This window comes from Thioalkalivibrio sp. ALJ4, assembly GCF_000377225.1.
GTDB lineage: Bacteria > Pseudomonadota > Gammaproteobacteria > Ectothiorhodospirales > Ectothiorhodospiraceae > Thioalkalivibrio.
On the sequence record NZ_KB897918.1, the window covers coordinates 431,116 to 452,727 of the forward strand.

General features: G+C 66.7%; 19 protein-coding genes. 14 read left to right on the top strand and 5 right to left on the bottom strand.

The genetic code is table 11. The annotated features are described in order from the left end of the window. The first annotated feature begins 18 nt into the window (after positions 1–18). The 13 genes from truB to C936_RS0108280 all read left to right on the top strand — a co-directional run bounded on the left by truB (position 19) and on the right by C936_RS0108280 (position 13,985). A complete protein-coding gene (gene truB / locus C936_RS0108220; RefSeq protein ID WP_018649007.1) occupies positions 19–978 on the top strand; it encodes a tRNA pseudouridine(55) synthase TruB in 960 nt (319 codons plus the stop codon). A gap of 111 nt (positions 979–1,089) precedes the next feature. Continuing rightward, entirely contained in the window at positions 1,090–1,359 is a 270-nt protein-coding gene (gene rpsO / locus C936_RS0108225; protein WP_012982141.1) for a 30S ribosomal protein S15, read from the top strand. A 125-nt stretch (positions 1,360–1,484) separates the two neighbouring features. Continuing rightward, positions 1,485–3,572: a polyribonucleotide nucleotidyltransferase gene (gene pnp, locus C936_RS0108230; RefSeq protein ID WP_018649006.1), complete on the top strand. Its 2,088-nt coding sequence runs from the start codon at positions 1,485–1,487 to the stop codon at positions 3,570–3,572. Between the two features lie 65 nt (positions 3,573–3,637). Next, positions 3,638–4,261 (top strand): class I SAM-dependent methyltransferase, encoded by a 624-nt coding sequence (locus tag C936_RS0108235; RefSeq protein WP_018649005.1) that lies wholly within the window; start codon positions 3,638–3,640, stop codon positions 4,259–4,261. 156 nt (positions 4,262–4,417) lie between these two features. Further along, a complete protein-coding gene (gene ndk, locus C936_RS0108240) occupies positions 4,418–4,849 on the top strand; it encodes a nucleoside-diphosphate kinase (protein ID WP_018649004.1) in 432 nt (143 codons plus the stop codon). A 144-nt stretch (positions 4,850–4,993) separates the two neighbouring features. Beyond that, on the top strand, positions 4,994–6,127 hold the full coding sequence (locus C936_RS0108245) for a bifunctional tRNA (adenosine(37)-C2)-methyltransferase TrmG/ribosomal RNA large subunit methyltransferase RlmN (protein ID WP_018138257.1): 1,134 nt from the start codon (positions 4,994–4,996) through the stop codon (positions 6,125–6,127). Then, on the top strand, positions 6,127–6,897 hold the full coding sequence (gene pilW, locus C936_RS0108250) for a type IV pilus biogenesis/stability protein PilW (protein ID WP_018138256.1): 771 nt from the start codon (positions 6,127–6,129) through the stop codon (positions 6,895–6,897). The genes C936_RS0108245 and pilW overlap by 1 nt, the downstream gene beginning before the upstream one ends. After that, complete coding sequence (locus C936_RS0108255) at positions 6,887–8,086, top strand: RodZ domain-containing protein (protein ID WP_018649003.1); 1,200 nt, start codon at positions 6,887–6,889, stop codon at positions 8,084–8,086. The genes pilW and C936_RS0108255 overlap by 11 nt, the downstream gene beginning before the upstream one ends. A gap of 57 nt (positions 8,087–8,143) precedes the next feature. Beyond that, positions 8,144–9,427, top strand: a complete 1,284-nt coding sequence (gene hisS, locus C936_RS0108260) for a histidine--tRNA ligase (RefSeq protein ID WP_018649002.1) — start codon at positions 8,144–8,146, stop codon at positions 9,425–9,427. Positions 9,428–9,470: 43 nt separating this feature from the next. Continuing rightward, a complete protein-coding gene (locus tag C936_RS0108265) occupies positions 9,471–10,085 on the top strand; it encodes a tetratricopeptide repeat protein (protein ID WP_018138253.1) in 615 nt (204 codons plus the stop codon). 15 nt (positions 10,086–10,100) lie between these two features. Further along, positions 10,101–11,291 carry an outer membrane protein assembly factor BamB gene (gene bamB, locus C936_RS0108270; protein WP_018174746.1) on the top strand — a complete coding sequence of 397 codons (1,191 nt, stop codon included), beginning with the start codon at positions 10,101–10,103 and terminating at the stop codon, positions 11,289–11,291. Between the two features lie 50 nt (positions 11,292–11,341). Next, positions 11,342–12,796, top strand: coding sequence for a ribosome biogenesis GTPase Der (der, locus tag C936_RS0108275; RefSeq protein ID WP_012982151.1), 1,455 nt, complete (start codon positions 11,342–11,344; stop codon positions 12,794–12,796). Next, positions 12,783–13,985 (top strand): aminotransferase class I/II-fold pyridoxal phosphate-dependent enzyme, encoded by a 1,203-nt coding sequence (locus tag C936_RS0108280; RefSeq protein ID WP_018174747.1) that lies wholly within the window; start codon positions 12,783–12,785, stop codon positions 13,983–13,985. The genes der and C936_RS0108280 overlap by 14 nt, the downstream gene beginning before the upstream one ends. Before the next feature lie 861 nt (positions 13,986–14,846). On the opposite strand, the gene C936_RS0108285 is transcribed toward C936_RS0108280, so the two are convergent. The 3 genes from C936_RS0108285 to C936_RS0108295 all read right to left on the bottom strand — a co-directional run bounded on the left by C936_RS0108285 (position 14,847) and on the right by C936_RS0108295 (position 19,783). After that, entirely contained in the window at positions 14,847–16,517 is a 1,671-nt protein-coding gene (locus C936_RS0108285) for a Na/Pi symporter (protein WP_018174748.1), read from the bottom strand. Positions 16,518–16,731: 214 nt separating this feature from the next. Then, the gene (locus C936_RS0108290; RefSeq protein ID WP_018174749.1) at positions 16,732–18,123 is read right to left on the bottom strand and encodes a sodium-dependent transporter; all 1,392 of its coding nucleotides are present in this window, start codon (positions 18,121–18,123) and stop codon (positions 16,732–16,734) included. 22 nt (positions 18,124–18,145) lie between these two features. Next, entirely contained in the window at positions 18,146–19,783 is a 1,638-nt protein-coding gene (locus C936_RS0108295; RefSeq protein ID WP_018174750.1) for an alpha-D-glucose phosphate-specific phosphoglucomutase, read from the bottom strand. 250 nt (positions 19,784–20,033) lie between these two features. Here C936_RS0108295 and C936_RS0108300 point away from each other — a divergent pair, with 250 nt between their 5' ends. Continuing rightward, positions 20,034–20,516, top strand: coding sequence for a DUF1249 domain-containing protein (locus tag C936_RS0108300; protein ID WP_012982156.1), 483 nt, complete (start codon positions 20,034–20,036; stop codon positions 20,514–20,516). Between the two features lie 30 nt (positions 20,517–20,546). On the opposite strand, the gene fabA is transcribed toward C936_RS0108300, so the two are convergent. Together fabA and C936_RS0108310 are read right to left on the bottom strand one after the other, a co-directional pair. Then, positions 20,547–21,059, bottom strand: a complete 513-nt coding sequence (fabA, locus tag C936_RS0108305) for a 3-hydroxyacyl-[acyl-carrier-protein] dehydratase FabA (RefSeq protein ID WP_012982157.1) — start codon at positions 21,057–21,059, stop codon at positions 20,547–20,549. 108 nt (positions 21,060–21,167) lie between these two features. After that, complete coding sequence (locus C936_RS0108310) at positions 21,168–21,482, bottom strand: hypothetical protein (RefSeq protein ID WP_018174751.1); 315 nt, start codon at positions 21,480–21,482, stop codon at positions 21,168–21,170. Positions 21,483–21,612 lie beyond the last annotated feature (130 nt).

A 21,612-nucleotide genomic window follows, 5' to 3' on the forward strand; every position in this document is an offset into this window, starting at 1 on the left:
TCCCGGCCGGTTTCCTTGATGGCGCGCGCACGTCGCGAGGTCGACGGTATTCTGCTGCTGGACAAGCCCCGCGGGCCGAGTTCTACCCAGATCCTGGGGCGCGTGAAGTACCTGTTGCAGGCCAAGAAGGCCGGTCATACCGGGGCGTTGGACCCGCGTGCGACCGGCCTTTTGCCGTTGTGTTTCGGTCAGGCGACCAAGGTCTCGGGCTGGCTGCTGGACGCCGACAAGCACTACATCGCGGAGGCGCAGCTGGGGGTCGAGACCGATAGTGCGGATCTCGATGGCGCGGTCATCCGCGAGGCGCCGGTGCCGGCCATCGAGCCGGAGCAGCTGCGGGCGCTGGAGCAGCGGTTCAGCGGGGCGCAGGAGCAGGTGCCGCCGATGGTCTCGGCCCTCAAGCACGATGGCAAGCGGCTCTATGAGCTGGCGCGCCGGGGCGTGGAGGTCGAGCGCCCGCCGCGGCCCGTGAAGATCCATGCCCTGTCGATCGAAGCCATCGCGCCCGAGCGGCTGCGCATCGATGTGCGCTGCAGCAAGGGCACCTATGTACGCTCCCTGGTGGCCGACATCGGGCATGCGCTGGGTTGCGGGGCGGCGGTCGACAGCCTGCGGCGCATCGGGCACGGCCCATTCGAGGCCGCCGCGATGGTAACGATGGAGCAGGTGGAGGCCGCATTCGAAGCGGGTGGTGCGGCCGCGATCGAGGCCATGCTGCAGGCCCCGGAAACGGCGCTAGGGCACTGGCCCTCGGTTTCCCTCAATGCACAGGCCAGCGCGGCCATGCGCCATGGCCACGCAGCGGGTGCCGAGGCGATCGAGTCCCAGACCCCGGGTGCAGAAGGCGCGCCGGCCGAGGCCGAAACTGGCTGGCCGCTGGTGCGGGTGTATGACGCCGAGGGCGGCTTTCTGGCGGTGGGGTCGCGCGAACCGGACGGCCGGGTGCGGCCCCGCCGCCTGTTTGTCGCGGCGTCCTGACGACGCCGCGGTTCTTTCTATTCAAGGCCGGTACGTCGTGCTAACATTGCGCGCCTATCGCCAGCGCCACTGGTCGATTAACGGTCAAGTAATCTCAGGAGTCAGGTTTTCATGTCGCTCACTACCGAAGAAAAATCGGCCATCGTCGAGAAGCACAAGCGCGATGCCAACGACACCGGTTCGCCGGAAGTCCAGGTCGCGCTGCTCACGGCCCGCATCCAGCATCTGATGGGGCATTTTGAAAAGCACAAGCAGGACCACCACTCGCGTCGCGGGCTGCTGAAGATGGTCAGCCAGCGGCGCAAGCTGCTGACCTATCTCAAGCGCAATGACCAGGACCGCTATCAGGCCCTGGTTCAGGAGCTTGGCCTGCGCCGCTAAGGCAGGCACAACGGGCCCGCGCCACTGGTGCGGGCCCGTTCAGTTTCAGGGGCGGCCGCGCAGGGGCGCTGGTCGGCCCATCGCAAGCAAGACCGATGCACGCATTACGGGAAACGGGATATAACGTGGCACACAAGAAGTCGTTCCAGTACGGAAACCATACCGTCACCTTCGAGACCGGTGACATCGCCCGCCAGGCCAGTGGCGCCGTCCTCGTCAACATGGCCGAGACCGTGGTCCTGGTGACCGCCGTCGCGCGCAAGGAGGCCGATCCCGGCCGCGACTTCTTCCCCCTGACCGTGAATTACCAGGAACGGACCTACGCGGCCGGCAAGATCCCGGGCGGCTTCTTCAAGCGCGAAGGGCGTCCGAACGAGAAGGAAACGCTGACCTCGCGCCTGATCGATCGTCCGATCCGTCCGCTGTTCCCCGAGGGCTTCAAGAACGAGACCCAGATCGTGGCCACGGTTATGTCGATCAACCCCGAAGTCGATCCCGATATCCCCGCCCTGCTGGGCGCCTCCGCTGCGCTGGCGCTGTCCGGTGTCCCGTTCGCGGGACCGATCGGGGCCGCGCGCGTCGGCTATCGTGCCGGTGAGTACCTGCTGAACCCGACCTACAGCGCCCTGGAAGACTCCGATCTCGACCTGGTCGTGGCGGGCACGGAGCATGCCGTGTTGATGGTCGAATCGGAGGCCAGCGAGCTCTCCGAGGAGGCGATGCTGGGCGCGGTGATGTTCGGCCACGAGCAGATGCAGGCCGCGATCCAGGCGATCAAGGAACTGGCGGCCGAGGCCGGGAAGCCGGCCTGGGACTGGCAGGCACCGCCGTCCGAGGCGTCGCTGGAAGACCGCGTCAAGGAGGCCGTGGGCAACGACCTCGTCGAGGCCTATCAGATCGCCGAGAAGCAGGCGCGTACCCAGCGCATTAGCGAGCTGCGCAGCCAGGCCGTCGACGCGATCGCCAGCGAAGACGAGTCCGGGCCGAGCGCGGAAGACGTGAAGACGGCATTCCACGATCTCGAGTACCGCCTGGTGCGCGACCGCATTCTGGATGGCAATCCGCGTATAGACGGACGCGACAACAAGACCGTACGCCCGATCGGCGTCCAGACCAGTGTGCTTCCGCGTACGCACGGCTCGGCGGTGTTTACCCGCGGCGAGACTCAGGCGCTGGTCGTGGCCACGCTGGGCACGGATCGCGACGCCCAGGTGATCGATGCGATCGAGGGCGAGCGCCGTGACCGCTTCATGCTGCACTACAACTTCCCGCCCTATTGCACCGGCGAGACCGGTTTCGTTGGCTCGCCCAAGCGCCGCGAGATCGGGCATGGGCGCCTGGCCAAGCGTGGGGTGGCGGCCGTAATGCCGAAGGTCGAAGAGTTCCCCTATGTGGTGCGCGTGGTCTCCGAGATCACCGAGTCCAATGGGTCCAGCTCCATGGCGTCCGTTTGTGGTACCTCGCTGGCACTGATGGATGCGGGCGTGCCGCTGAAGGCCCCGGTCGCGGGGATCGCGATGGGCCTGATCAAGGAAGGTGAGCGCTTCGCCGTGCTGTCGGACATCCTGGGCGACGAGGATCACCTCGGCGACATGGACTTCAAGGTGGCCGGTACCACCAATGGTGTGACCGCGCTGCAGATGGACATCAAGATCGACGGGATTACCCGCGAGATCATGGAGCAGGCGCTGGCGCAGGCGCGCGAGGGCCGGATGCACATCCTTGGCTGCATGAACGAGGTGCTGCCGAGCCACCGCGAGGAGATGTCGTCCCACGCGCCGCGCTTCATCACCATGAAGATCAACCCGGACAAGATCCGCGACGTGATCGGCAAGGGCGGGGCGACGATTCGTGCCCTGACCGAGGAGACCGGTGCGACGATCGACATCCAGGACGATGGCACGGTCAAGGTCGCCTCCACTGACCAGGCCGCCGGCCTCGAGGCCAAGCGCCGTATCGAGGAGCTGACCGCCGACATCGAGGTCGGCCGTCAGTACACCGGCAAGGTCGCGAAGATCATGGACTTCGGGGCGTTTGTCTCCATCCTGCCGGGCCGTGATGGCCTGGTGCACATCTCGCAGATCTCCGACGAGCGGGTGGAAAACGTGGCGGACTTCCTGTCCGAGGGCGACTCGGTCACTGTGAAGGTGCTGGAAGTAGACAAGCAGGGGCGCATCCGCCTGAGCATGAAAGCGGTCGAGTCCGAGGCCTGATCTGGGCTCCGTCACGCAACGGGCACCCTTGGGTGCCCGGCCATCGGTATTCGGGACGTAACGGCATGGATCTGGTCAGTATCCGCAAGAGCTACAAGCGCTACGCCCGCCACTACGACGCCACCTTCGGGCGGGTGTTCGCAACCGGTCGCGAACGCGCCCAGGAGACCCTGGCGCCGCTGTCCGGCAAGCGCATACTCGAGGTGGGTGTGGGCACCGGACTCTCGCTGCCGGACTATCCGGACGACTGCGAGATCGTCGGGATCGACGTCTCGCGCGAGATGCTGGATGTCGCACGGGGCCGCCTGAATGGTGGGCTCCCCGCGGTCTCCGGCCTGTGCGAGATGGACGCCGAGCAGCTTGCGTTCGCCGACAGCAGCTTTGATGCGGTGGTCGCGATGTATGTCGCCACCGTGGTGCCCAACCCGGATCGGCTGTTTGCCGAGATGTGGCGCGTTTGCCGTCCGGGCGGGCAGATCCTGGTGATCAACCACTTCGCGTCTAGGCAGTGGCTGCTGCGCGGGTTCGAGCGCTGTCTGCGCCCGTTGTCGCGCGCGGTCGGCTTCCGACCGGACATGGAGTTCGAGGACTTCGTGAGCGTGACCGGTCAGGAACCGGCGATGGTGGCCCCCGCCAGCCTGTTCGGATATTGGAAGCAGGTGGAGTTCCGCAAGCCCGCGCACGCCTGATGCTGGCGGCGGGCTCGGCCTGCGTGCATGCGGGCGCGAGTTTGCCTACACTACGCGCCGCACGCTGTTCCTGCCTGGAGCCCGCCGTCTGGCGGGTTCTCGCGTTTGCGACGCAGGATAGCCCCCGTTTATTCAACCTTACTCAGGAGAGCCAACATGGCCGCAGAACGTACCCTGTCCATTATCAAGCCGGATGCCGTTTCCAAGAATGTGATCGGCGAAATCTACAGCCGTTTCGAAAAAGCCGGCCTGCAAGTCGTAGCCGCGCGCATGATCCAGCTGAGCCGCGAGCAGGCCGAGGGCTTCTACGATGTGCACAAGGAGCGCCCGTTCTTCAACGATCTGGTGGAGTTCATGATCTCCGGTCCGGTGATGGTGCAGGTCCTCGAGGGCGAGGGCGCGATCGCCAAAAACCGTGAAATCATGGGTGCGACCAACCCGAAGGACGCGGCCCCGGGCACGATCCGTGCGGACTTCGCGACCTCGATCGACGAGAACGCCGTCCACGGCTCGGACGCCGCGGAAACCGCCGCGCGCGAGATCGAGTTCTTCTTCGGCAACGACGGCGTCTGTCCGCGCACCCGCTAAGCGCCGGTCGGGAAAGGGCGCGGTCCCCGTCGCGGCGGCGCCTTTTCTCCCTGCTACGGGGGCCCTCGCGGGTCCCGCCGGGCCCCGTAGGCAGGCATCCCCCTTGCGCAGTACACTAGGGGGTGTTTTTAACTGGTCGCGAGCATGGCAGCGGAAACCTCTACACCTCTGAATCTGCTGGGTTACAGCCGCAGTCAGCTCACCGAGCTGCTGGCGCAGTGGGGTGAGCCGCGTTTTCGTGCCACTCAGCTCGTCAAGTGGATGCATCAGCGCGGGGTCACCGACTTTGACGCGATGACGGATGTTTCGCGCAATCTGCGCGAGCGCTTGGCGCGCGAAACCGAGATCGCCCTGCCCGAGATCGCGCTGGAGAAGGCCTCCGGTGACGGCACCGTGAAATGGGTGCTGCGTCTGGCGGATGGCAACGCGATCGAGACCGTCTTCATTCCCGAATCCGGACGCGGCACCCTGTGCATCTCTTCGCAGGTCGGCTGCGCGCTGGACTGTACCTTCTGTTCGACCGCTCAGCAGGGCTTCAACCGCAACCTGACGGCCGCCGAGATCATCGGCCAGGTCTGGCTGGCGATGCAGCGCCTGCCGGCACCGGAGGGCCGCCAACGCGCGGTGAGCAATGTGGTGTTGATGGGCATGGGCGAGCCACTGGCCAACTACGATGCCGTTGTGGCGGCCTGTCAGTTGATGACCGACGACAACGCCTATGGCCTCAGCCGTCGGCGGGTGACGCTGTCGACCTCCGGGCTGGTGCCGGCGCTGGACCGCCTCAGCGAGGACACCGATGTCGCCCTGGCGGTCAGCCTGCATGCCCCGAACGACGAGCTGCGCGACCGCCTGGTCCCGATCAATCGCAAGTACCCGATCGCGCGCCTGATGGAGAGCTGCCGGCGCTATGTCGAGGCGACGGGCGCGCACAGTGGCGTGACCTTCGAATACGTGCTGCTGGCCGGCGTGAATGACCGCCCCGAACATGCCAATCAGCTGGCCGGCGTGCTGCGGGGCATCCCCGGCAAGATCAATCTGATCCCGTTCAATCCGTTTCCCGGTGCGCCTTTCGACCGTCCTGCGGAAGCGGATATCGAGCGTTTCGAGCGTCAGCTGCAGAAGGCGGGTTATGTCACCACGGTGCGACGCACGCGTGGCGATGACATCGATGCTGCCTGCGGACAGCTGGTGGGGCAGGTGGAAGACCGTACCAACCGGGGGATGCGCATGATTCGTCTGCACGCCGAACTGCCTGAGCGCCCGCGGAGGGCCTCTTGATGGGGCTTCGCTGGGGGCGCCCGGCCGTCGTGGTACTGCTGGGGCTGGCCCTCGGAGGATGCGCGGCGATGGCCGAGCGCGAGGTAACCGGAGAACGCGCAGAGGCCGCGGAGGTCAACGCCGAGCTGGGTATCGGTTATCTGCGCGAGGGGGAGGTCGACCAGGCCGAGCGTAATCTGAAGCGGGCGCTGGAGTTCGATCCGAACCATCCGCTCGCCAATCTGGGCATGGCCAATGTCTACGAACGCCGGGGTGCGCATGAGCGCGCGGAAGAGCACTACCGCCGGGCACTGCGCCGAGACGATGGCAACCCCTACGTGCAGACCAGCCTTGGGGCCCTGTTGTGCCGGCGCGAGGCCTTTGACGAGGCGCAGGAGCTGTTTGCCAAGGCGATCGACAATCCCGATTACGACCAGCGCGAGATTGCGTTGATGAACTCCGGGGTGTGCTTCGCCGATGCCGGGCAGACGGAACGCGCCGAGGAGAAGCTGCGCGAGGCGCTGCGGATCAACCCGCAGTACCCGCGTGCCCTCCTGGAAATGGCAAGCCTGACCTACGAAGACGACCGCCCGATGCAGACAAGGGCATTCCTGCAACGCCTGGAAGGGCTGGGTGTGGAAAGTTCCGAGACGCTGTTCCTCTGCTATCGGGCGGAACTGGCGCTCGGGAACCGGCGTGCGGCGAACGACTGCGCGGAACGCCTGCGGCGTCAGTACCCGGACAGCATGGAGCTGGTCCGCCTGGAAGACATGGAGCGCAATGGTGGCTGAGCCGCGTGATGACAAGGAGCCGGGTCTGGGCCGGGTCGAGGAAGTCGACGATTCCGTTTCCGAGATGGAACCGTTACGAACCACGGACGATGACCCCCATGCGGCCCCGGAGTTTCCCGCTGCAAGTGGGCTGACGACTCGGGATCAGCCCCCGCCTCCCGATCCCGAGGGCGGGGAGGGCGAGCCCGGCAATAGCCTGCGCCGCGCGCGCGAGGCCGCCGGTCTGGATACCGCCACGCTGGCACACCGGATCCACCTCGGTCGCGGGACGCTGGAAGACCTGGAGGCGAACCGGTTTGACCACATGGCCCCGGCCTATGTACGGGGCTATCTGCGGGCCTGTGCGCGCGAGTTGGGGGTGAACGCCGATCCCTGGCTGCGCGCCTTCGAGGGCCATGGCCTGACCGAGCCGGAGCTGCGGGCGGTGGCTACGGCCTCGGCCCGGAGCAAGAGGCGGCGGCGTTCCAGTGCGCCGTACTGGCTGACCTTTCTGCTCCTGCTGGCGCTACTGGGTCTGGGGGTTTACGCGTGGTCCGAGCGCGGCGGCGGTACGCCGTCATTCCCGTCTCTGGGATGGCTGGAAGACGATCGCAGTGTCCCGTCCGAGGATGCCGCCGCCCGCGCGCCGGATGATGAATTGAGTGCGCCGCCGTCGTTGATCGAGGAAGCGGAACCCGAGCCCGAGGCGCCGAGGGCTGCGGAGACGGATCCCGAGGTCAGTGAGGCTGGTGCAGAACAGGACCCGGAACCCGCGATGGACACGCTGGCCGAGCCGGTGCCCGCAGAGGACACGGCGACCGACGAGACCTCCACTGAAGAGGCGGCCGAATCCTCGACGTCCGGCCCGGTGTCGGAAATGACGTTACTGACCGGTGGTGCCGCCGTGGCCCAGGACCAGGACGAGGATGCGGCCGCACCGAATGGTGGAGAGGCCGATCGCGACGGCCTGTACCGACTGGTGCTGGAGGTCAGCGAGACTTCCTGGCTTGAGATTCGCAATGCGGACGACGAGGTCGTGTTTACCGGTGTGCTGAGCAGCGGCGACCGTGAGGAACTGGAACTCACGCTTCCCGGGCGTGTGGTACTGGGGAATGCCCGGGGCGTCGAACTGACCCTGGATGGCGAGCCCTTTGACTTCGAGCCCCATGTCCGGGGAGACCGCACCGCACGCTTCGACCTCGAACCCTGATCTTTCGACGCCGGCTACGCGCCCTGGGCAGGCCGGTCCCGAGTCCACAAAGGCAACATGAAAGCGATCAAATCCATTCGCGGGATGCACGACATCCTGCCCGAGTCGATCCACGTCTGGCAGCAACTGGAAGACGGCCTGCGTGGCCTTCTGGATGGCTATGGCTATCAGGAGATCCGGATGCCGGTGGTCGAGGCGACGGAGCTCTTCAAGCGCTCGATCGGTGATGTCACGGACATCGTCGAAAAGGAGATGTATACCTTCGAGGACCGCAATGGCGACAGCCTGAGCCTGCGGCCCGAGGGCACCGCTTCCTGCGTGCGCGCCGGGATCCAGCACGGCCTGCTGCACAACCAGGTTCAGCGCCTTTGGTATTTGGGCCCGATGTTCCGGCACGAGCGCCCGCAAAAGGGTCGCTACCGGCAGTTTCACCAGGTGGGTGTCGAGGTGTTCGGGCTGCAGGGCCCGGATGTGGACGCCGAGATGATTGCCATGACCGCCCGGCTCTGGAAGCTGCTGGGCCTGGAAAATGTGCGCCTCGAGCTGAACACGCTGGGGACGCCGGCAAGCCGCGCCCAGTACCGGGACCAGCTGATCGCCTACTTTGAGCAGCATCGGGATTCGCTGGACGAGGAGGCGCTGCGGCGGCTGCACGACAACCCCATGCGCATCCTCGACAGCAAGCACCCGGAGACGCGCGCCGTGGTGGCGAACGCGCCGAGCCTGATGGATCACCTGGATGCCGAGTCGCGCACGCATTTCGACAGCCTGTGCGCGCACCTGGATGCATTGGGTATCGAGTACGTCCATAACCCGCGGCTGGTGCGCGGTCTGGACTACTATACGCACACCGTGTTCGAGTGGATTACCGACGACCTCGGGGCGCAAGGCACGGTCTGCGCCGGCGGGCGCTATGACGGCCTGGTGGAACAGCTGGGGGGGCGTGGCACCCCGGCCATTGGCATGGCCATGGGGCTGGAGCGCCTGGTCGCGCTGCTGGAGGCCCGGGAAGATGCACCGCAGCCGCCGGGGCCGGATGCCTACCTGGTCGTGGGCGGTGACGAGCTGGTGGGGCCCGCGCTGGAGCTGGCCGAGCGGCTGCGCAGCGAACTGCCCGGGCTGCGGCTGGTCCAGCACTGCGGGGGCGGCAGCTTCAAGTCGCAGATGAAACGGGCGGATCGGCTGGGCGCCCATTTTGCCCTGGTGCTCGGAACTGACGAACACGCCGCGGGCACCGTGACGGTGAAGCCGTTAAGATCGCCCGGAGCCGAACAAACTGCCGTACCGCGCGAGGAACTCGCGCGCCATCTGGAACAGGCCCTGCACGCGTCCGCCGCCTGACGAACGTCAAGGCGCGTACCGCAACCGAAGGATCAAGAGGACGATGAGCTACCTCACCGACGAAGAAAAAGCCGAACGCATCAAACAATGGTGGTCGGATAATGCCATCGCCATCATTGCCGGTCTGGTGCTGGGCATTGGCGGCCTGATCGGCTGGAACTGGTGGAGTGGCCACCAGGACGAGCGCGCGGCCGGCGCCTCCGACATGTATATCGCTATGCAGGGCGCGGCGCAGACCGGCAACAACGCCCGTGCGATGGAGCTGGCCGACCAGCTGATCGAGCAGGGCCGGGGTACGCCGTATCGCTCGCTGGCCTGGATCTTCCGCGCAGACCTGGCGGTCTCCGAGGGCGACCACGAGGCGGCCATAGAGGCCTTGCGCTCGGCGCGTGATGCTGCGCCGGATCGGGGTTACCGCGAACTGCTCACCCTGCGCATGGCGCGGCAGATGATTCTGGCGGAGCAGTATGACGATGCCGAATCGGCCCTTGGCGACGTGCGCCGCGATGCGTTTCGCGGCCTGCGCCTGGAACTGGAAGGCGACCTCGCGCGGGCGCGCGGGGATCGCGACCTGGCCCGCGAGCGCTATCGCGAAGCGCTTGACCATGGCCATACACCCGAATACCTGAGCCTGAAGTACGAAGAGCTCTCGGCCTAAAGGAACTGACCTCCCATGTCCGTGTCTGCCCCGACGAAGACCGCCGTGCGCCTGCTGATTGCCGGTGCGCTCATGCTGTCGCTGAGTGCCTGTGGCCTGTGGCAACGCGATACCACGGAGCCCCCGGCCGATCTGCCCGAATTCGAGGCGGAGGCGCAGCCGGAGCAGCTGTGGTCGCGCTCGGTCGGGAGCGGCGGTGAGCGCTTCCTCTGGCAGGTCTATCCGGGGGTGGTCGACGACATGCTGGTGATGGTCGATGCCGATGGCCGCGTCTCCGGGCTGAATCCGGAAACCGGGAGCCAGCGCTGGCGCGTACGCCTGGACGACGCCCGGGTGTCGGCGGGTGTTGGTGTGGGCGACGAGATCGCGGTGGTCGGCACTCTGGATGGCGAGGCTATCGCGGTGGATCTGCAGGGTGATGGCGAGCGTTGGCGCTCGCGTCTGTCCAGCGAGGTCGTGGCGATTTCGGACGTCGCCTCGGGTGTTGTGATTGCGCGCACCAACGATGGTCGCGTGCATGCCCTGGATGCGGCCTCCGGCGCCACGCAGTGGACCGCGCTGCGGACCACGCCCTCGCTGAGCCTGCGCGGTGCGCATCGGCCCCAGATGACGGCCGGGCGCGTACTTACCGGCTTCGATAACGGGCGTGTGGTAATGCTCGGGCGGGAGCGCGGCAACGTACTGTGGGAGACGACGCTCGGCATCCCGACCGGCCGCTCGGAGGTGGAGCGCATGGTCGATGTCGACGGTTATATGCCGATCTATCAGGGTGCGGCGATCGCATCCGGCTATCAGGGGCGTCTGGCCGCCATCGACCTGAATTCCGGCGAAATCTTCTGGGCCCGCGACTTCTCGTCCTATCAGGGTGGGGATGTGACGAACGAGGCGAACGTCCTCGCGGTCACCGATGCCGAGAGCCACCTGTGGGGGCTGGATCCGCGCAATGGCGCCGATCTCTGGCAGAGCGAGCAGCTGCGCCTGCGCGGCGTCACGGCCCCGGTTGTGGTCGGTGATTACGCCATCGTCGGCGACTACGAAGGCTACCTGCACTGGTTCCACCTCGAGGACGGCCGCATCGTGGCCCGTCTGCGGGCGAGCTCCGGCGCGGTCGTGAGCCGCCCTGTGCTGGTGGACGACATCCTCTACGTGGTGACCGACAACGGTCGGCTCACCGCGGTCAATCCGCGTCTGGACTCCGGGGAATGAGCGTCGCTGGCACGTACCCCCGGATCCAGCTGTTGCGGTAGCGTTGCCTGATGATCCCTGTCATTGCCCTGGTCGGCCGACCCAATGTCGGCAAGTCGACCCTGTTCAATCAGCTCACGCGCTCGCGTGATGCGCTGGTGGCCGATGTCGCCGGCCTGACCCGCGATCGCCAGTACGGCATCGGCAAGGTGGGCGACTTCCCCTACCTGGTGGTGGATACCGGTGGTCTGTCGGGCGAGGGTGCCGAGATGGACCGGGCGATGGCCGAGCAGACCCAGCGGGCCGTCGCGGAGGCGGACCATGTCCTGTTCCTGGTGGATGCGCGCGATGGCCTGACGCCGCAGGACCAGGCGATCGCCGACCAGTTGCGTTCGGCCGGGGTCAAGGCCCGGGTCGTGGTGAACAAGACCGACGGCCTGGATGCCGACGCCGTGAGCGCCGAGTTCTATACCCTGGGCATGGGCGAGATCACGTCGATTGCCGCAGCCCATGGTCGTGGCATCAAGGGCCTGATGCAGAAGGTCCGGCGGGCCGTGGCCGCCGAGCGGCGCGAGGCCGAAGCAGCCGAGGGTGCAGCGGAGGAGGCCGCGGAGGACGGACTGGACGAGGCCTCGCAGCAGGCCGCGCTGGACGACTGGCCGGGCATCCGCGTGGCCATTGTCGGGCGCCCGAATGTCGGCAAATCCACGCTGGTCAATCGCATCCTCGGCGACGAGCGCGTGGTGGCCACGGATGTCGCCGGTACCACTCGTGATTCCATCTTTGTCCCGTTCTCGCGCGATGGGCAGGATTACACCCTGATCGATACGGCGGGGGTGCGGCGCCGGGCGCGTGTACACGAGGTCATCGAGAAGTTCAGCGTGATCAAGACGCTGCAGGCGATCGAGGCCGCGCATGTCGTGATCCTGGTGATGGATGCCCAGGCCGGGCTTTCGGAGCAGGATGCTCACCTGCTGGGCCTGGTGATCGACTCCGGTCGCGCGCTGGTGCTCGCGGTGAACAAGTGGGACGGTATGGCGCCGGAGGAACGCGAGCGGGTGCGCGACGACCTGGATCGGCGCCTCGGCTTCGTCAATTTTGCCCGGCTGCGGCTGATCTCCGCCCTGCATGGCACCAATGTGGGGCACCTGCTCGAAGATGTGCAGGAGGCCCATACCAGTGCGTTCGCCAAGGTCTCGACCCCCGAGCTGACCCGCTTGCTGGAGAGTGCCGTCGCCGAGCATGCTCCACCGCTGGTCAGCGGTCGCCGCATCAAGCTGCGCTACGCCCATCAGGGCGGGCAGAATCCCCCGGTCATCGTGATCCATGGCAACCAGACCGATGCCCTGCCGGGCAGCTACAAGCGTTTCCTGGAGAACTTCTTCCGCAAGCATCTGGGGCTGGTGGGTACACCGCTGCGCATGGAGTTTCGCTCGGGCCGCAACCCGTATGCCGGTCGCCGCAATACCCTCACGCCGCGCCAGCAGCGCAAACGAAAGCGCATGATGCGCCATGTCCGCCGCTGATCCGAGCCGGGCATCACTGGAGGGGCCGAGTGCCCCTGCGCTGTCCGCGTTCGGCCGAGCGGTCGAGCCCTTCCGGGTGATGGATATCCTGGCGCGCGCCCAGGCGGCCGAGCGTGCCGGGCGCGATATCATCCACCTGGAGGTGGGTGAACCGGACTTTCCCACGCCCCCCGCGGTGCTGCGCGCCGGGGAGCTTGCGCTGGCGGCCGGGGATACCCGCTATACCCCGGCGCATGGTACCCGCGAGCTGCGCGAGGCCATCGCGGCCGACTACCGCCGTCGCCATCAGGCCGAGATCGACCCCGAGCGCGTCGTGATCACGGCGGGGGCCTCTGCCGCGATCCTGCTGGCGCTGGCCGCCGGAGTGAACCCCGGTGAGGAAGTGCTGCTCCCCGACCCGGGCTATGCCTGTAACCGTCAGTTTGTCGCGGCGCGCGGGGCGGTCCCGGTCGGGCTGCCGGTGGCCGCCAAGCACGCCTTCCAGCCGACTGCCGAGGCAGTAGCGCAGGCCTGGGGCGAGCGAACCCGGGCCATCCTGCTCGGTTCACCCGCGAATCCCACCGGTACCCGGTTGTCCGCCGATCGTCTGGCCGCCATCGTGGACGTCGTGCGCGCGCGGGGCGGTCTGGTAATCGTGGACGAGATCTATGGCCAGATCCTGTTCGACGAGCCGCAGCGCAGTGCCGCGGCCTTCCACCCCGATGTCATCGTGATCAACAGCTTTTCCAAGTACTTCGCGATGACCGGCTGGCGGCTGGGGTGGATGGTGGTCCCACAGATGTGGATCGACCCGGTTCGCAGGATCGCCCAGAACCTGTTCGTGGCCCCGGCCAGCATGGCGCAGACGGCCGCGGTCGAGGCCTTCGCCCCCGAGACCGAGGAGATCCTGCAACGCCAGGTGCGCGAACTGCAGACGCGGCGTGAGGTGCTGCTGGAGGCCCTGCCGGCGCTGGGCCTCGAGGTTCAGGCCCGCCCCGATGGGGCGTTCTACATCTACGCCGACTGCACGGCACACGGGGACGACTCCGAGGCGCTTTGCGCGCGCATCCTCGACGAGGCAGGCGTGGCCCTCACGCCCGGCACGGACTTCAGCCCCAGCGCGGGCCAGCGCTACCTGCGCATCGCCTACACCCAGCGCGAGTCACGCCTGCGCGAAGCACTGGACCGCCTCGCGTCGCTCCTCGCCTGACACTCACCTGTTTGAGGCTGGCCCTGGTTCGGCACCCGGTGTTTACGGTGGCTTCGTCTTGCCGCCTGCCAAGCGCTGTTTCGCCAGCGCACCCCGAGTTACTTCTTTGCTCGTGCAAAGAAGTACCCAAGAAACACGCCCGACTGCCGCGACCCCGGCCCGCTATGCGGGCCGGGGTTTCCCTCGCTCCGAGGGTTTTCGCGGGCGGCGCTGAAACTCGCTACGCCTTCGGCTTCGCTCAGACAGTCAGCGCCTTTCTTCCCGCGAAAACCCTCTCCACTCGGCGTGACTACAACGGGGGTGAAGGTCAAGACAACGGCTGCCCTGGCGCTCGAGCTTATGGATGGAGGCTAGGTCTTCGGACATCTTCGGCACGCGCGGCCTTCGGCCTTGGCGTGCCGCGCCCGCCAGCGGGCGCCAGGGGTAGGATGCTGATGAGCGCAGCGAATCGCATCAGGGTTGCCCCGACGTTGGCATGGTGCGTTTCGCTGCGCTCAACGCACCCTACAGCTCAGGGCTCACCTCTGATGCTGGAACACCGCCTGTTTTGACCTGCCCTCCCGATATGAGCCCCTTGTGGAGGGCGTGACAGGCCGGGAGAAGGCGCTGACTGTCTGAGCGAAGCCGAAGGCGTAGCGAGTTTCAGCGCCGCCGGCCTGGCGCGGCCGGAGCAAGGTTCCCGGGCGAATCCCGGGCGTGTTTCTTGGGTACTTCTTTGCACGAGCAAAGAAGTACCTCGGGGCGCGCTGCCGAAACAGCGCCTGGCAGGCGGCAAGACGAAGCCACCGTAAACACCGGATGCCGAACCAGGCCCAGCCACACCGTGGCAACGAGCTTCGCCGTGTGATCAGGAATATAGCGTTAAGACTTGGTGGGGGCGGTGGCGGGGTCAGCCTCGTAGGAGGCCCCCTCCGGCGGCGTTAGCAGCAGCGCATAGCGGCGCAAGACCCAGATGCCCCGCTCGAACAGGCTAGTCGCGCCGAACACCGCTTCGCGTACGCTGCCGTCGAGATCACTGGAGGCGAGTAGGCGGCGACGGATGGAATCCATCAGCTCTGAGCGATCATGGGTCAGGGACTGCAGCAGGGCGATGTCGTCGGCATCGCCGCTGCGCGCCGCGTCGGTCAGCGTCAGCAGCATCATGTGCAGGGTCTCGACCAGGTTGTGGGTCAGGGCGCGGGCTTCGGCGGAGGCGTCGGCATTGAGCGAGCGCTCGATCTCCGTGGCGAGGTCGTTCAGCGTATCTTCCAGCTGCAGCAGCAGCTGATTGCGGTTCTTCAGCACGATCGCATGATCGAGGGTGGCCCCGCTCAGGGCACCGGAAAGGATCTCGTCGAGAAATTGCTCGATTGCCTCGGTGACCTGCAGGTTGCCGCGGTGCAGGGCCAGGCGCTCGTGGTGGGCACCGTCGCTGTCATCGCGCACGCTTTCGAGGTAGTCGGGCAGTCGCTTGAGCAGGCGCAACTGTTCCTTTTCCACCAGCACCAGCGCGGACCCGGCGTCGTTCTGTGCCCCGGCGTAGATGAAATGCGGCTTGCCCAGGGCCTCTTCCTCGGTTGGCGGTGCGGTGCGCTCCAGGAAGCGCGCGACGGGGCCGTGCACCGGGTGCATCGCCAGGTCGCAGACGACCTGGTAGAGGATGTAGGCCAGCGCGATCTGCAGGCTGATGCCGATCGCGAGCGCTTCCAGGCCCGAGGCGATCAGCGGGACGCCGCCGTAGAACTCGATCCAGAACAGCGGCAGCAGGAGGATCAGACCCAGTCCCTTCAGGATGAACTGATAAAGCGCCAGCTGGCGGCCCAGTCCCTTGTGCGAGGCGGCGAGGATCAGGGTCGACACACCGGTGCCGAAGCTCGCCCCGTAGACGACCATCAGGCCGTATTCGAGATCGATCACGCCGCTGGCGGCCAGGGCCATCGTCACGATGGTGATGCTGGAGGCCGAATGCGCGATCACCGCAAACACCAGGCCGGTGGCGAATGCGATCAGCAAGGACTGCGCCGACAGCGACATCAGGCCGGTCATCCAGGTCAGCTCGCTGAGCGGTTTGGCGCCTTCCTTGATGAACATCAGCCCGAGGAACAGCAGGCCAATGCCGAGCATGGCTCGGATCAGGTGGCGCAGGCGTGCGGACTGGTCGCGGTCGAAGTAGAACAGCAGCCCCGTAACGCCGACCAGGATGAAGACCATCAGGGTCAGGTCGAGCGCGGCGATCAGGACCAGCAGCGAGGTGCCCAGGTTGGCGTAGTTGATCACCGGCTGGGCACGGCGGGCGTCGAGTACGCCGGCGGTGACCAGCGAGATCAGCACAAAGATGACCGCGTGGATGCTTTGTGTAATCGCCCCGCCGACCAGGCCGAGGAACGCGGCCGCCCGGTTGGAGCCCGTGGCGCGCCCGACCAGTGCCCGCAGGCGCTGGTCCGCGAGCTGGCGCAGGTGCTCGCTGATCAGGCGTATGCCGACGAAGAACAGGCCGAGCCCGGCAAACAGCGTCGCCGCGATCTCGAAGGTGATCATCCACTCGCCATTCATCCGCGCATTCTAACGGGGCCTTTTGTGGTCTGCGTCCGCGTCCGTGAGGTGGTCGTGACAAGGAACGCCGGTAACGGCAAAGGGGAACACCCTCAGCCAGGCCGAGCAGTCCGATGGTGGTCCCCCATCCGGTGGCCCCGGTGCTCGGGGTGGCGGTGGTTCCAAGGGCGGCTCCGTAATCAGGGTTCCGCGCGGGGTGCCGGGACGTGGTCGTTTAGGTCAATGGCAGGTGGTTGACGATCACCGAGTTCTGCCAGAACAGGGTCAGCAGGACGATCGGCGCGATATAGCGCAGGATCAGACGCCAGATATGAAAGGCTAGTGGTGGCCGCCCCAGCTCGTCGCGTGTGATCCTCACCGGCAGGATCCAGCCGGCAAACAGTGCGATCAGCAGGCCGCTGACCGGCAGCAGGATGTTGATGGCCGTGTGTTCCAGCAGGTGGTAGAGCGTCGGCAACTCGCGCCCCAGCACGACCAGGTCGATCTGGGCCCAGCCGGCCCCGGTAAACGAGAACATGGTGATCAGGCTGAAACCCCAGATGCCCAGCGCGCTGCCCAGGGCGGCCTGCAGGTTGGAGATGCCGAAGTGGTCGTGCAGCAGGTGCACGAATACCTGGACGTTCGCGATCATGGTGCTGAAGGCCGCCAGGCTTAGCGTTACGAAGAACAGCGTCGTGAGCAGGACCCCTGCCGGGATCGCGGACAGGGCCAGCGGCAGGGCCTCGAACATCAGGCCGGGCCCGGCGGCGGGATCGAGGCCATAGCCAAAGACCACCGGGAAGATCGCGACCCCTGCGATCAGTGCGATCACGGTGTCGGCGATCGCAACCCCGATGGCCGTGCCGGCGATGGAGGTTTTCCTGGGAAGATAGGCGCCAAACATCATCAGCACGCCGGCTGCCAGGGTCATGGTAAAGAACGCGTGCCCGACCGCGATCAGCAGGCTGTGTCGGTCGAGGGCGGAGAAGTCCGGGCGGAACATGAAGTCCAGAGCGGTTTCGGCGTCGCCGACCCAGAGACCGCCAACCATGGCGGCCAGCAGCAGCCCGAACAACAGCGGCATCACCAGTGCTACACCGCGTTCCAGCCCGTTGCGTAGCCCCAGGGCCACAATCGCGAAGGTCGCCGCAAGGACCAGCGTAGTCCACAGCAGCATCCCCGAAAGCGACGTCTGAACGCCTTCGAAGATCGCGATGACCTCGGGCGCGTCTACCCCGGCGAAGGCCCCGCTGGCGGCCCGTGGCACATAGGAGAAGACCCAGCCGGTGACCACGGCGTAGAAGGTCATGATCACGAACAGGGCGATGATCCCGATCCAGCCGACCATCTGCCAGGCGTCGCGGACACGCGCCTCGCGGGCGACGGCCAGTGCCGCGTATCCCGGAGACCGGCGACCGCGCCGCCCGATCATGACCTCGGCCATCATGATCGGGATGCCGATCAGCGCAATCGTCAGCAGGTACACAGCCAGAAAGGCGCCGCCGCCGTTCTGGCCGAGGATGTAGGGAAACTTCCAGATGTTGCCGAGCCCGACCGCCGAGGCGGTGGCGGCCAGCACGAACGCATAGCCATGCGTCCAGCGCTGCCGGGTGGCGACGATGTCCATCAGCGGTGGACTGAAGGTCGGGTCAGGTAATCACATCGGGTTGGTCGCGCCCGGTCAGGCCCGGCAGGTCACCCAGCCGCACGGCAGCCTCGATCAGCGGACGCAGCAGCTCCTGCGGCTCGCGGTCCAGGTGCTCCGGGTGGGTCTCGTACTGCTCGATGTAGATGCGCAGGGTCGCTCCTTCAGTGCCAGTCCCGGAGAGGCGGAACACGATGCGCGCGCCGCCCTCGAACAGGACCCGCAGGCCCTGGTGCTCGGTCACGCTGCCATCCACCGGGTCGCGGTAGGCGAAGTCGTCCGCCTCCGTGACACGCATGCCGGCGAGCGACTGCCCCGGGAGGCTCGAGAGCTGTTCGCCGATGCGCGCCATCACCTGTTCGGCGCGGGCGGTGTCCAGCCCTTCGTAGTCATGCCGCGTGTAGTAGTGGCGGCCGTAGTCGCGCCAGTGATCGCGCACGATCTCTTCCACCGACTGGCGGCGGGCGGCCAGCAGGTTCAGCCAGAACAGCACGGCCCACAGGCCATCCTTCTCGCGCACATGATCGGAGCTGGTGCCAAAGCTCTCCTCGCCGCACAGGCGGATGCGGCCGTCGTCCAGCAGGTTGCCGAAGAATTTCCAGCCGGTGGGTGTCTCGAAGCAGGGGATGCCGAGCGCCTCGGCGACCACGTCCACCGCCTGGCTAGTCGGCATGCTGCGCGCCACACCCTTCAGCCCGTCGGAGAACGCGGGGATCAGGTGGGCGTTGGCCGCCATGATGGCCAGGCTGTCGGACGGCGTGACGAAGAAATTCGGGCCCAGGATCAGATTGCGGTCGCCGTCGCCGTCGGAGGCCGCGCCAAAGTCCGGCGGGTTGCGCCCGTACAGGGCCTCGCACAGCTCGCGGGTATGGGCCAGGTTCGGGTCCGGGTGGCGTCCGCCGAAATCGGCCAGTGGTTCCGCACGCAGCAGGGTTTCGGCGGGGGCGCCCAGGCGGTTGATCAGGATTTCCTCGGCGTAGGGTCCCGTGACCGCATGCATCGCGTCGAAGCGCATGCGGAAAAAGTCCGAGCGCAGCAGTTCGCCGATGCGTTCGAGGTCGAACAGTGTCTCCATGTGGTCGGCGTAGGCACCCACGGGGTCGACGACCTCGATCGACATCTCGCCGAGATGGGTGGTGTGCAGATGATCGATATCGACGTGCGGCGTGCCGCTGGCGATGCGGTAATGGGTGAGCGACTTGCTGTGCTCGAAGATGGCATCGGTGACGCCGGGCGGTGCGGGCCCGCCGTTGGCCGTGTTCAGCTTGACACCGAAGTCTCCCTCCGGCCCTCCGGCGTTATGGGAGGCCGAGAGGATGATGGCGCCGGTGGCACCGCGCGAGCGGATCAGGTGGCTGGCGGCCGGGGTCGACAGGAGTCCGGCATAGCCGATCGCGACCTTCTTGACGTCGTTGGCCGCGGCCATGCGCAGGATGGTCTGGATCGCCTCGCGGTTGTGGAAGCGGCCATCCCCGCCGAGGATTAGCTCCCCTTCGCACAGGCTCGGGTGTGCCTCGAAAATGCTCTGGATGAAGTTTTCCAGATAGTGAGGCTGCCGGAACTGCCGTACCCGCTTGCGCAGGCCCGAGGTGCCGGGCTTCTGGTCGTTGAATGGCCGGGTCGTGACGACACTGATATCCATGAAGTCGTGAGTCCTTTTAGGTTGCACGCCGGGGATTCTCTTCTGGTTTGACGGTACCAAAAAGGGCTCGGGGTGTCCCGTGCCGGGCGAAGGGTTTGCGCATGGTTTTCGACACCCGCTGCGTGCCGCGCGCCTCGGAAGCGATGGATTCGGCTTGTATCGAGGCGGAAAGTCGATCGTGCAGAACCGGACATTATTCCTTGCGGGTACATTGGCCTGTGGTTGCCCGGGGGCTGTTAGACTGCGCGGCATGTTGCTGGATACCCGCACCCCCGCCCACCTCGAGCCGCGCCCGGTGACCTTCGCGGCGCTGATGGAGATGTACGAGGAGAACTACCTGTCCATACGGCGTCTGTGCCCCGAGTTGCACTGTCAGCCGGTGCACTCGGTCTCGCGGGTCGAGGGGGCGCTGGATCTGCATCTGGAGGTGCTGGAGCGCACGCGGTACACGACCACGCTGCGACTGACCTATGCCTTTGCCGGGCGCGATGAACCGCGCCTGCAGCCGGATGCCCGGGTGCGCCTGTTCCACGATGCGCGGCAGGCCGAGGTGCTGGGGCGTCACTGCCGGCGCAGCGGCGAGGACCTGGTGATCGACACGATCGCGGGGCACCCGGGGCTGGGCTGCCGCTGGCGGCATAACCGCTTTCTGTTCAAGTGGCTGCGCTACTGCCTGCGCCAGGGCCACCGCTTCTACCCGGACGCCACGCCCGCGCCGCTGGCGACGGACTAGTGCCCTGCCGGAGCAGGCTTGCCGGTCAGGTCAGAAGTTTTCGGTGGAGGTAAACAGGCCCACACGCAGGTCATGGGCCTCGTAGATCGGCCGGCCATCGACCTCGACGATGCCGTCGCCAATGCCGAGCACCAGCTTGCGCGAGATCACCCGCTTCATGTCGATGCGGTAGGTGACCTTCTTCGCGGTGGGCAGGACCTGACCGGTGAACTTCACTTCGCCCACACCCAGGGCGCGGCCGCGGCCGGGGTTGCCCAGCCAGGCCAGATAAAAGCCGACCAGCTGCCACATCGCGTCCAGCCCCAGGCAGCCGGGCATCACGGGATCACCGGGGAAGTGACAGGCGAAGAACCACAGGTCTGGATTGATATCCAGCTCGGCGATCATCTGGCCCTTGCCATGCTCGCCGCCATCGCTGTTGATCTCCAGGACGCGATCCATCATCAGCATGTTGGGGACCGGCAACTGGGCGTTGCCCGGGCCAAACATGTCGCCGTAGCCGCAGGCCAGGAGTTCGTCGCGATCGTACTGATTTTTCTGCATGGGGGGCGTCGCTCGGGGAAAAGCCCGGTATTGGACCGAAACCCGCGCCTAAAAGCAATTGTGCCGGGCGAGGGCGCTGGCCGCCGGGCGGCGCCAGAGACGCAAGAATCAGGCGTCGGACGGGTAGCGCAGCAGCTCGGCCAGGGTGTAGAAGCGCGACCCGCGCAGGTAGCCGGCCTGGATGTCGGCCACCAGGGCACCGGGGCGGCCCTCGGCGTCGCGCTCGGCGATCCAGGACGCGGGCAGGGTGTCTAGGATGTGCGTGCAGGCCAGTCGACCATCTTCCAGGTGGCTGGCATGCACCTCGCCCGTACCTCGATGACGGAACGCGGGCAGCCAGCCGGCGGTGAAGCCGGCATCCAGCCAGCCGGGTTGTTCCGTGCGTTCTGGGCCGGCGATGGGAAGCAGGTCGGTCTGCAGCATTGGGATTCTCCGGAGATTTACCCTCCCTATCGGCGCGCTTGTCGCAAACTTGAGCCAGGGGGGCGCGCACCGGATGGTTGGATCGGCCATAATCGCGGCGGGGAGAACCGGCGACAGGTGAGTGCCGGTT

What these genes read in the sequence shown, in the direction of transcription:
- bamB (WP_018174746.1), top strand. Translation starts at nt 10,101, where the DNA reads ATGTCCGTGTCTGCCCCGACGAAGACCGCCGTGCGCCTGCTGATTGCC.
- fabA (WP_012982157.1), bottom strand. Translation starts at nt 21,059, where the DNA reads ATGCAGAAAAATCAGTACGATCGCGACGAACTCCTGGCCTGCGGCTAC.
- C936_RS0108245 (WP_018138257.1), top strand. Translation starts at nt 4,994, where the DNA reads ATGGCAGCGGAAACCTCTACACCTCTGAATCTGCTGGGTTACAGCCGC.
- truB (WP_018649007.1), top strand. Translation starts at nt 19, where the DNA reads ATGGCGCGCGCACGTCGCGAGGTCGACGGTATTCTGCTGCTGGACAAG.
- rpsO (WP_012982141.1), top strand. Translation starts at nt 1,090, where the DNA reads ATGTCGCTCACTACCGAAGAAAAATCGGCCATCGTCGAGAAGCACAAG.
- der (WP_012982151.1), top strand. Translation starts at nt 11,342, where the DNA reads ATGATCCCTGTCATTGCCCTGGTCGGCCGACCCAATGTCGGCAAGTCG.
- pilW (WP_018138256.1), top strand. Translation starts at nt 6,127, where the DNA reads ATGGGGCTTCGCTGGGGGCGCCCGGCCGTCGTGGTACTGCTGGGGCTG.
- C936_RS0108310 (WP_018174751.1), bottom strand. Translation starts at nt 21,482, where the DNA reads ATGCTGCAGACCGACCTGCTTCCCATCGCCGGCCCAGAACGCACGGAA.
- C936_RS0108235 (WP_018649005.1), top strand. Translation starts at nt 3,638, where the DNA reads ATGGATCTGGTCAGTATCCGCAAGAGCTACAAGCGCTACGCCCGCCAC.
- C936_RS0108255 (WP_018649003.1), top strand. Translation starts at nt 6,887, where the DNA reads ATGGTGGCTGAGCCGCGTGATGACAAGGAGCCGGGTCTGGGCCGGGTC.
- C936_RS0108285 (WP_018174748.1), bottom strand. Translation starts at nt 16,517, where the DNA reads ATGAATGGCGAGTGGATGATCACCTTCGAGATCGCGGCGACGCTGTTT.
- C936_RS0108290 (WP_018174749.1), bottom strand. Translation starts at nt 18,123, where the DNA reads ATGGACATCGTCGCCACCCGGCAGCGCTGGACGCATGGCTATGCGTTC.
- ndk (WP_018649004.1), top strand. Translation starts at nt 4,418, where the DNA reads ATGGCCGCAGAACGTACCCTGTCCATTATCAAGCCGGATGCCGTTTCC.
- hisS (WP_018649002.1), top strand. Translation starts at nt 8,144, where the DNA reads ATGAAAGCGATCAAATCCATTCGCGGGATGCACGACATCCTGCCCGAG.
- C936_RS0108280 (WP_018174747.1), top strand. Translation starts at nt 12,783, where the DNA reads ATGTCCGCCGCTGATCCGAGCCGGGCATCACTGGAGGGGCCGAGTGCC.
- C936_RS0108265 (WP_018138253.1), top strand. Translation starts at nt 9,471, where the DNA reads ATGAGCTACCTCACCGACGAAGAAAAAGCCGAACGCATCAAACAATGG.
- C936_RS0108300 (WP_012982156.1), top strand. Translation starts at nt 20,034, where the DNA reads ATGTTGCTGGATACCCGCACCCCCGCCCACCTCGAGCCGCGCCCGGTG.
- C936_RS0108295 (WP_018174750.1), bottom strand. Translation starts at nt 19,783, where the DNA reads ATGGATATCAGTGTCGTCACGACCCGGCCATTCAACGACCAGAAGCCC.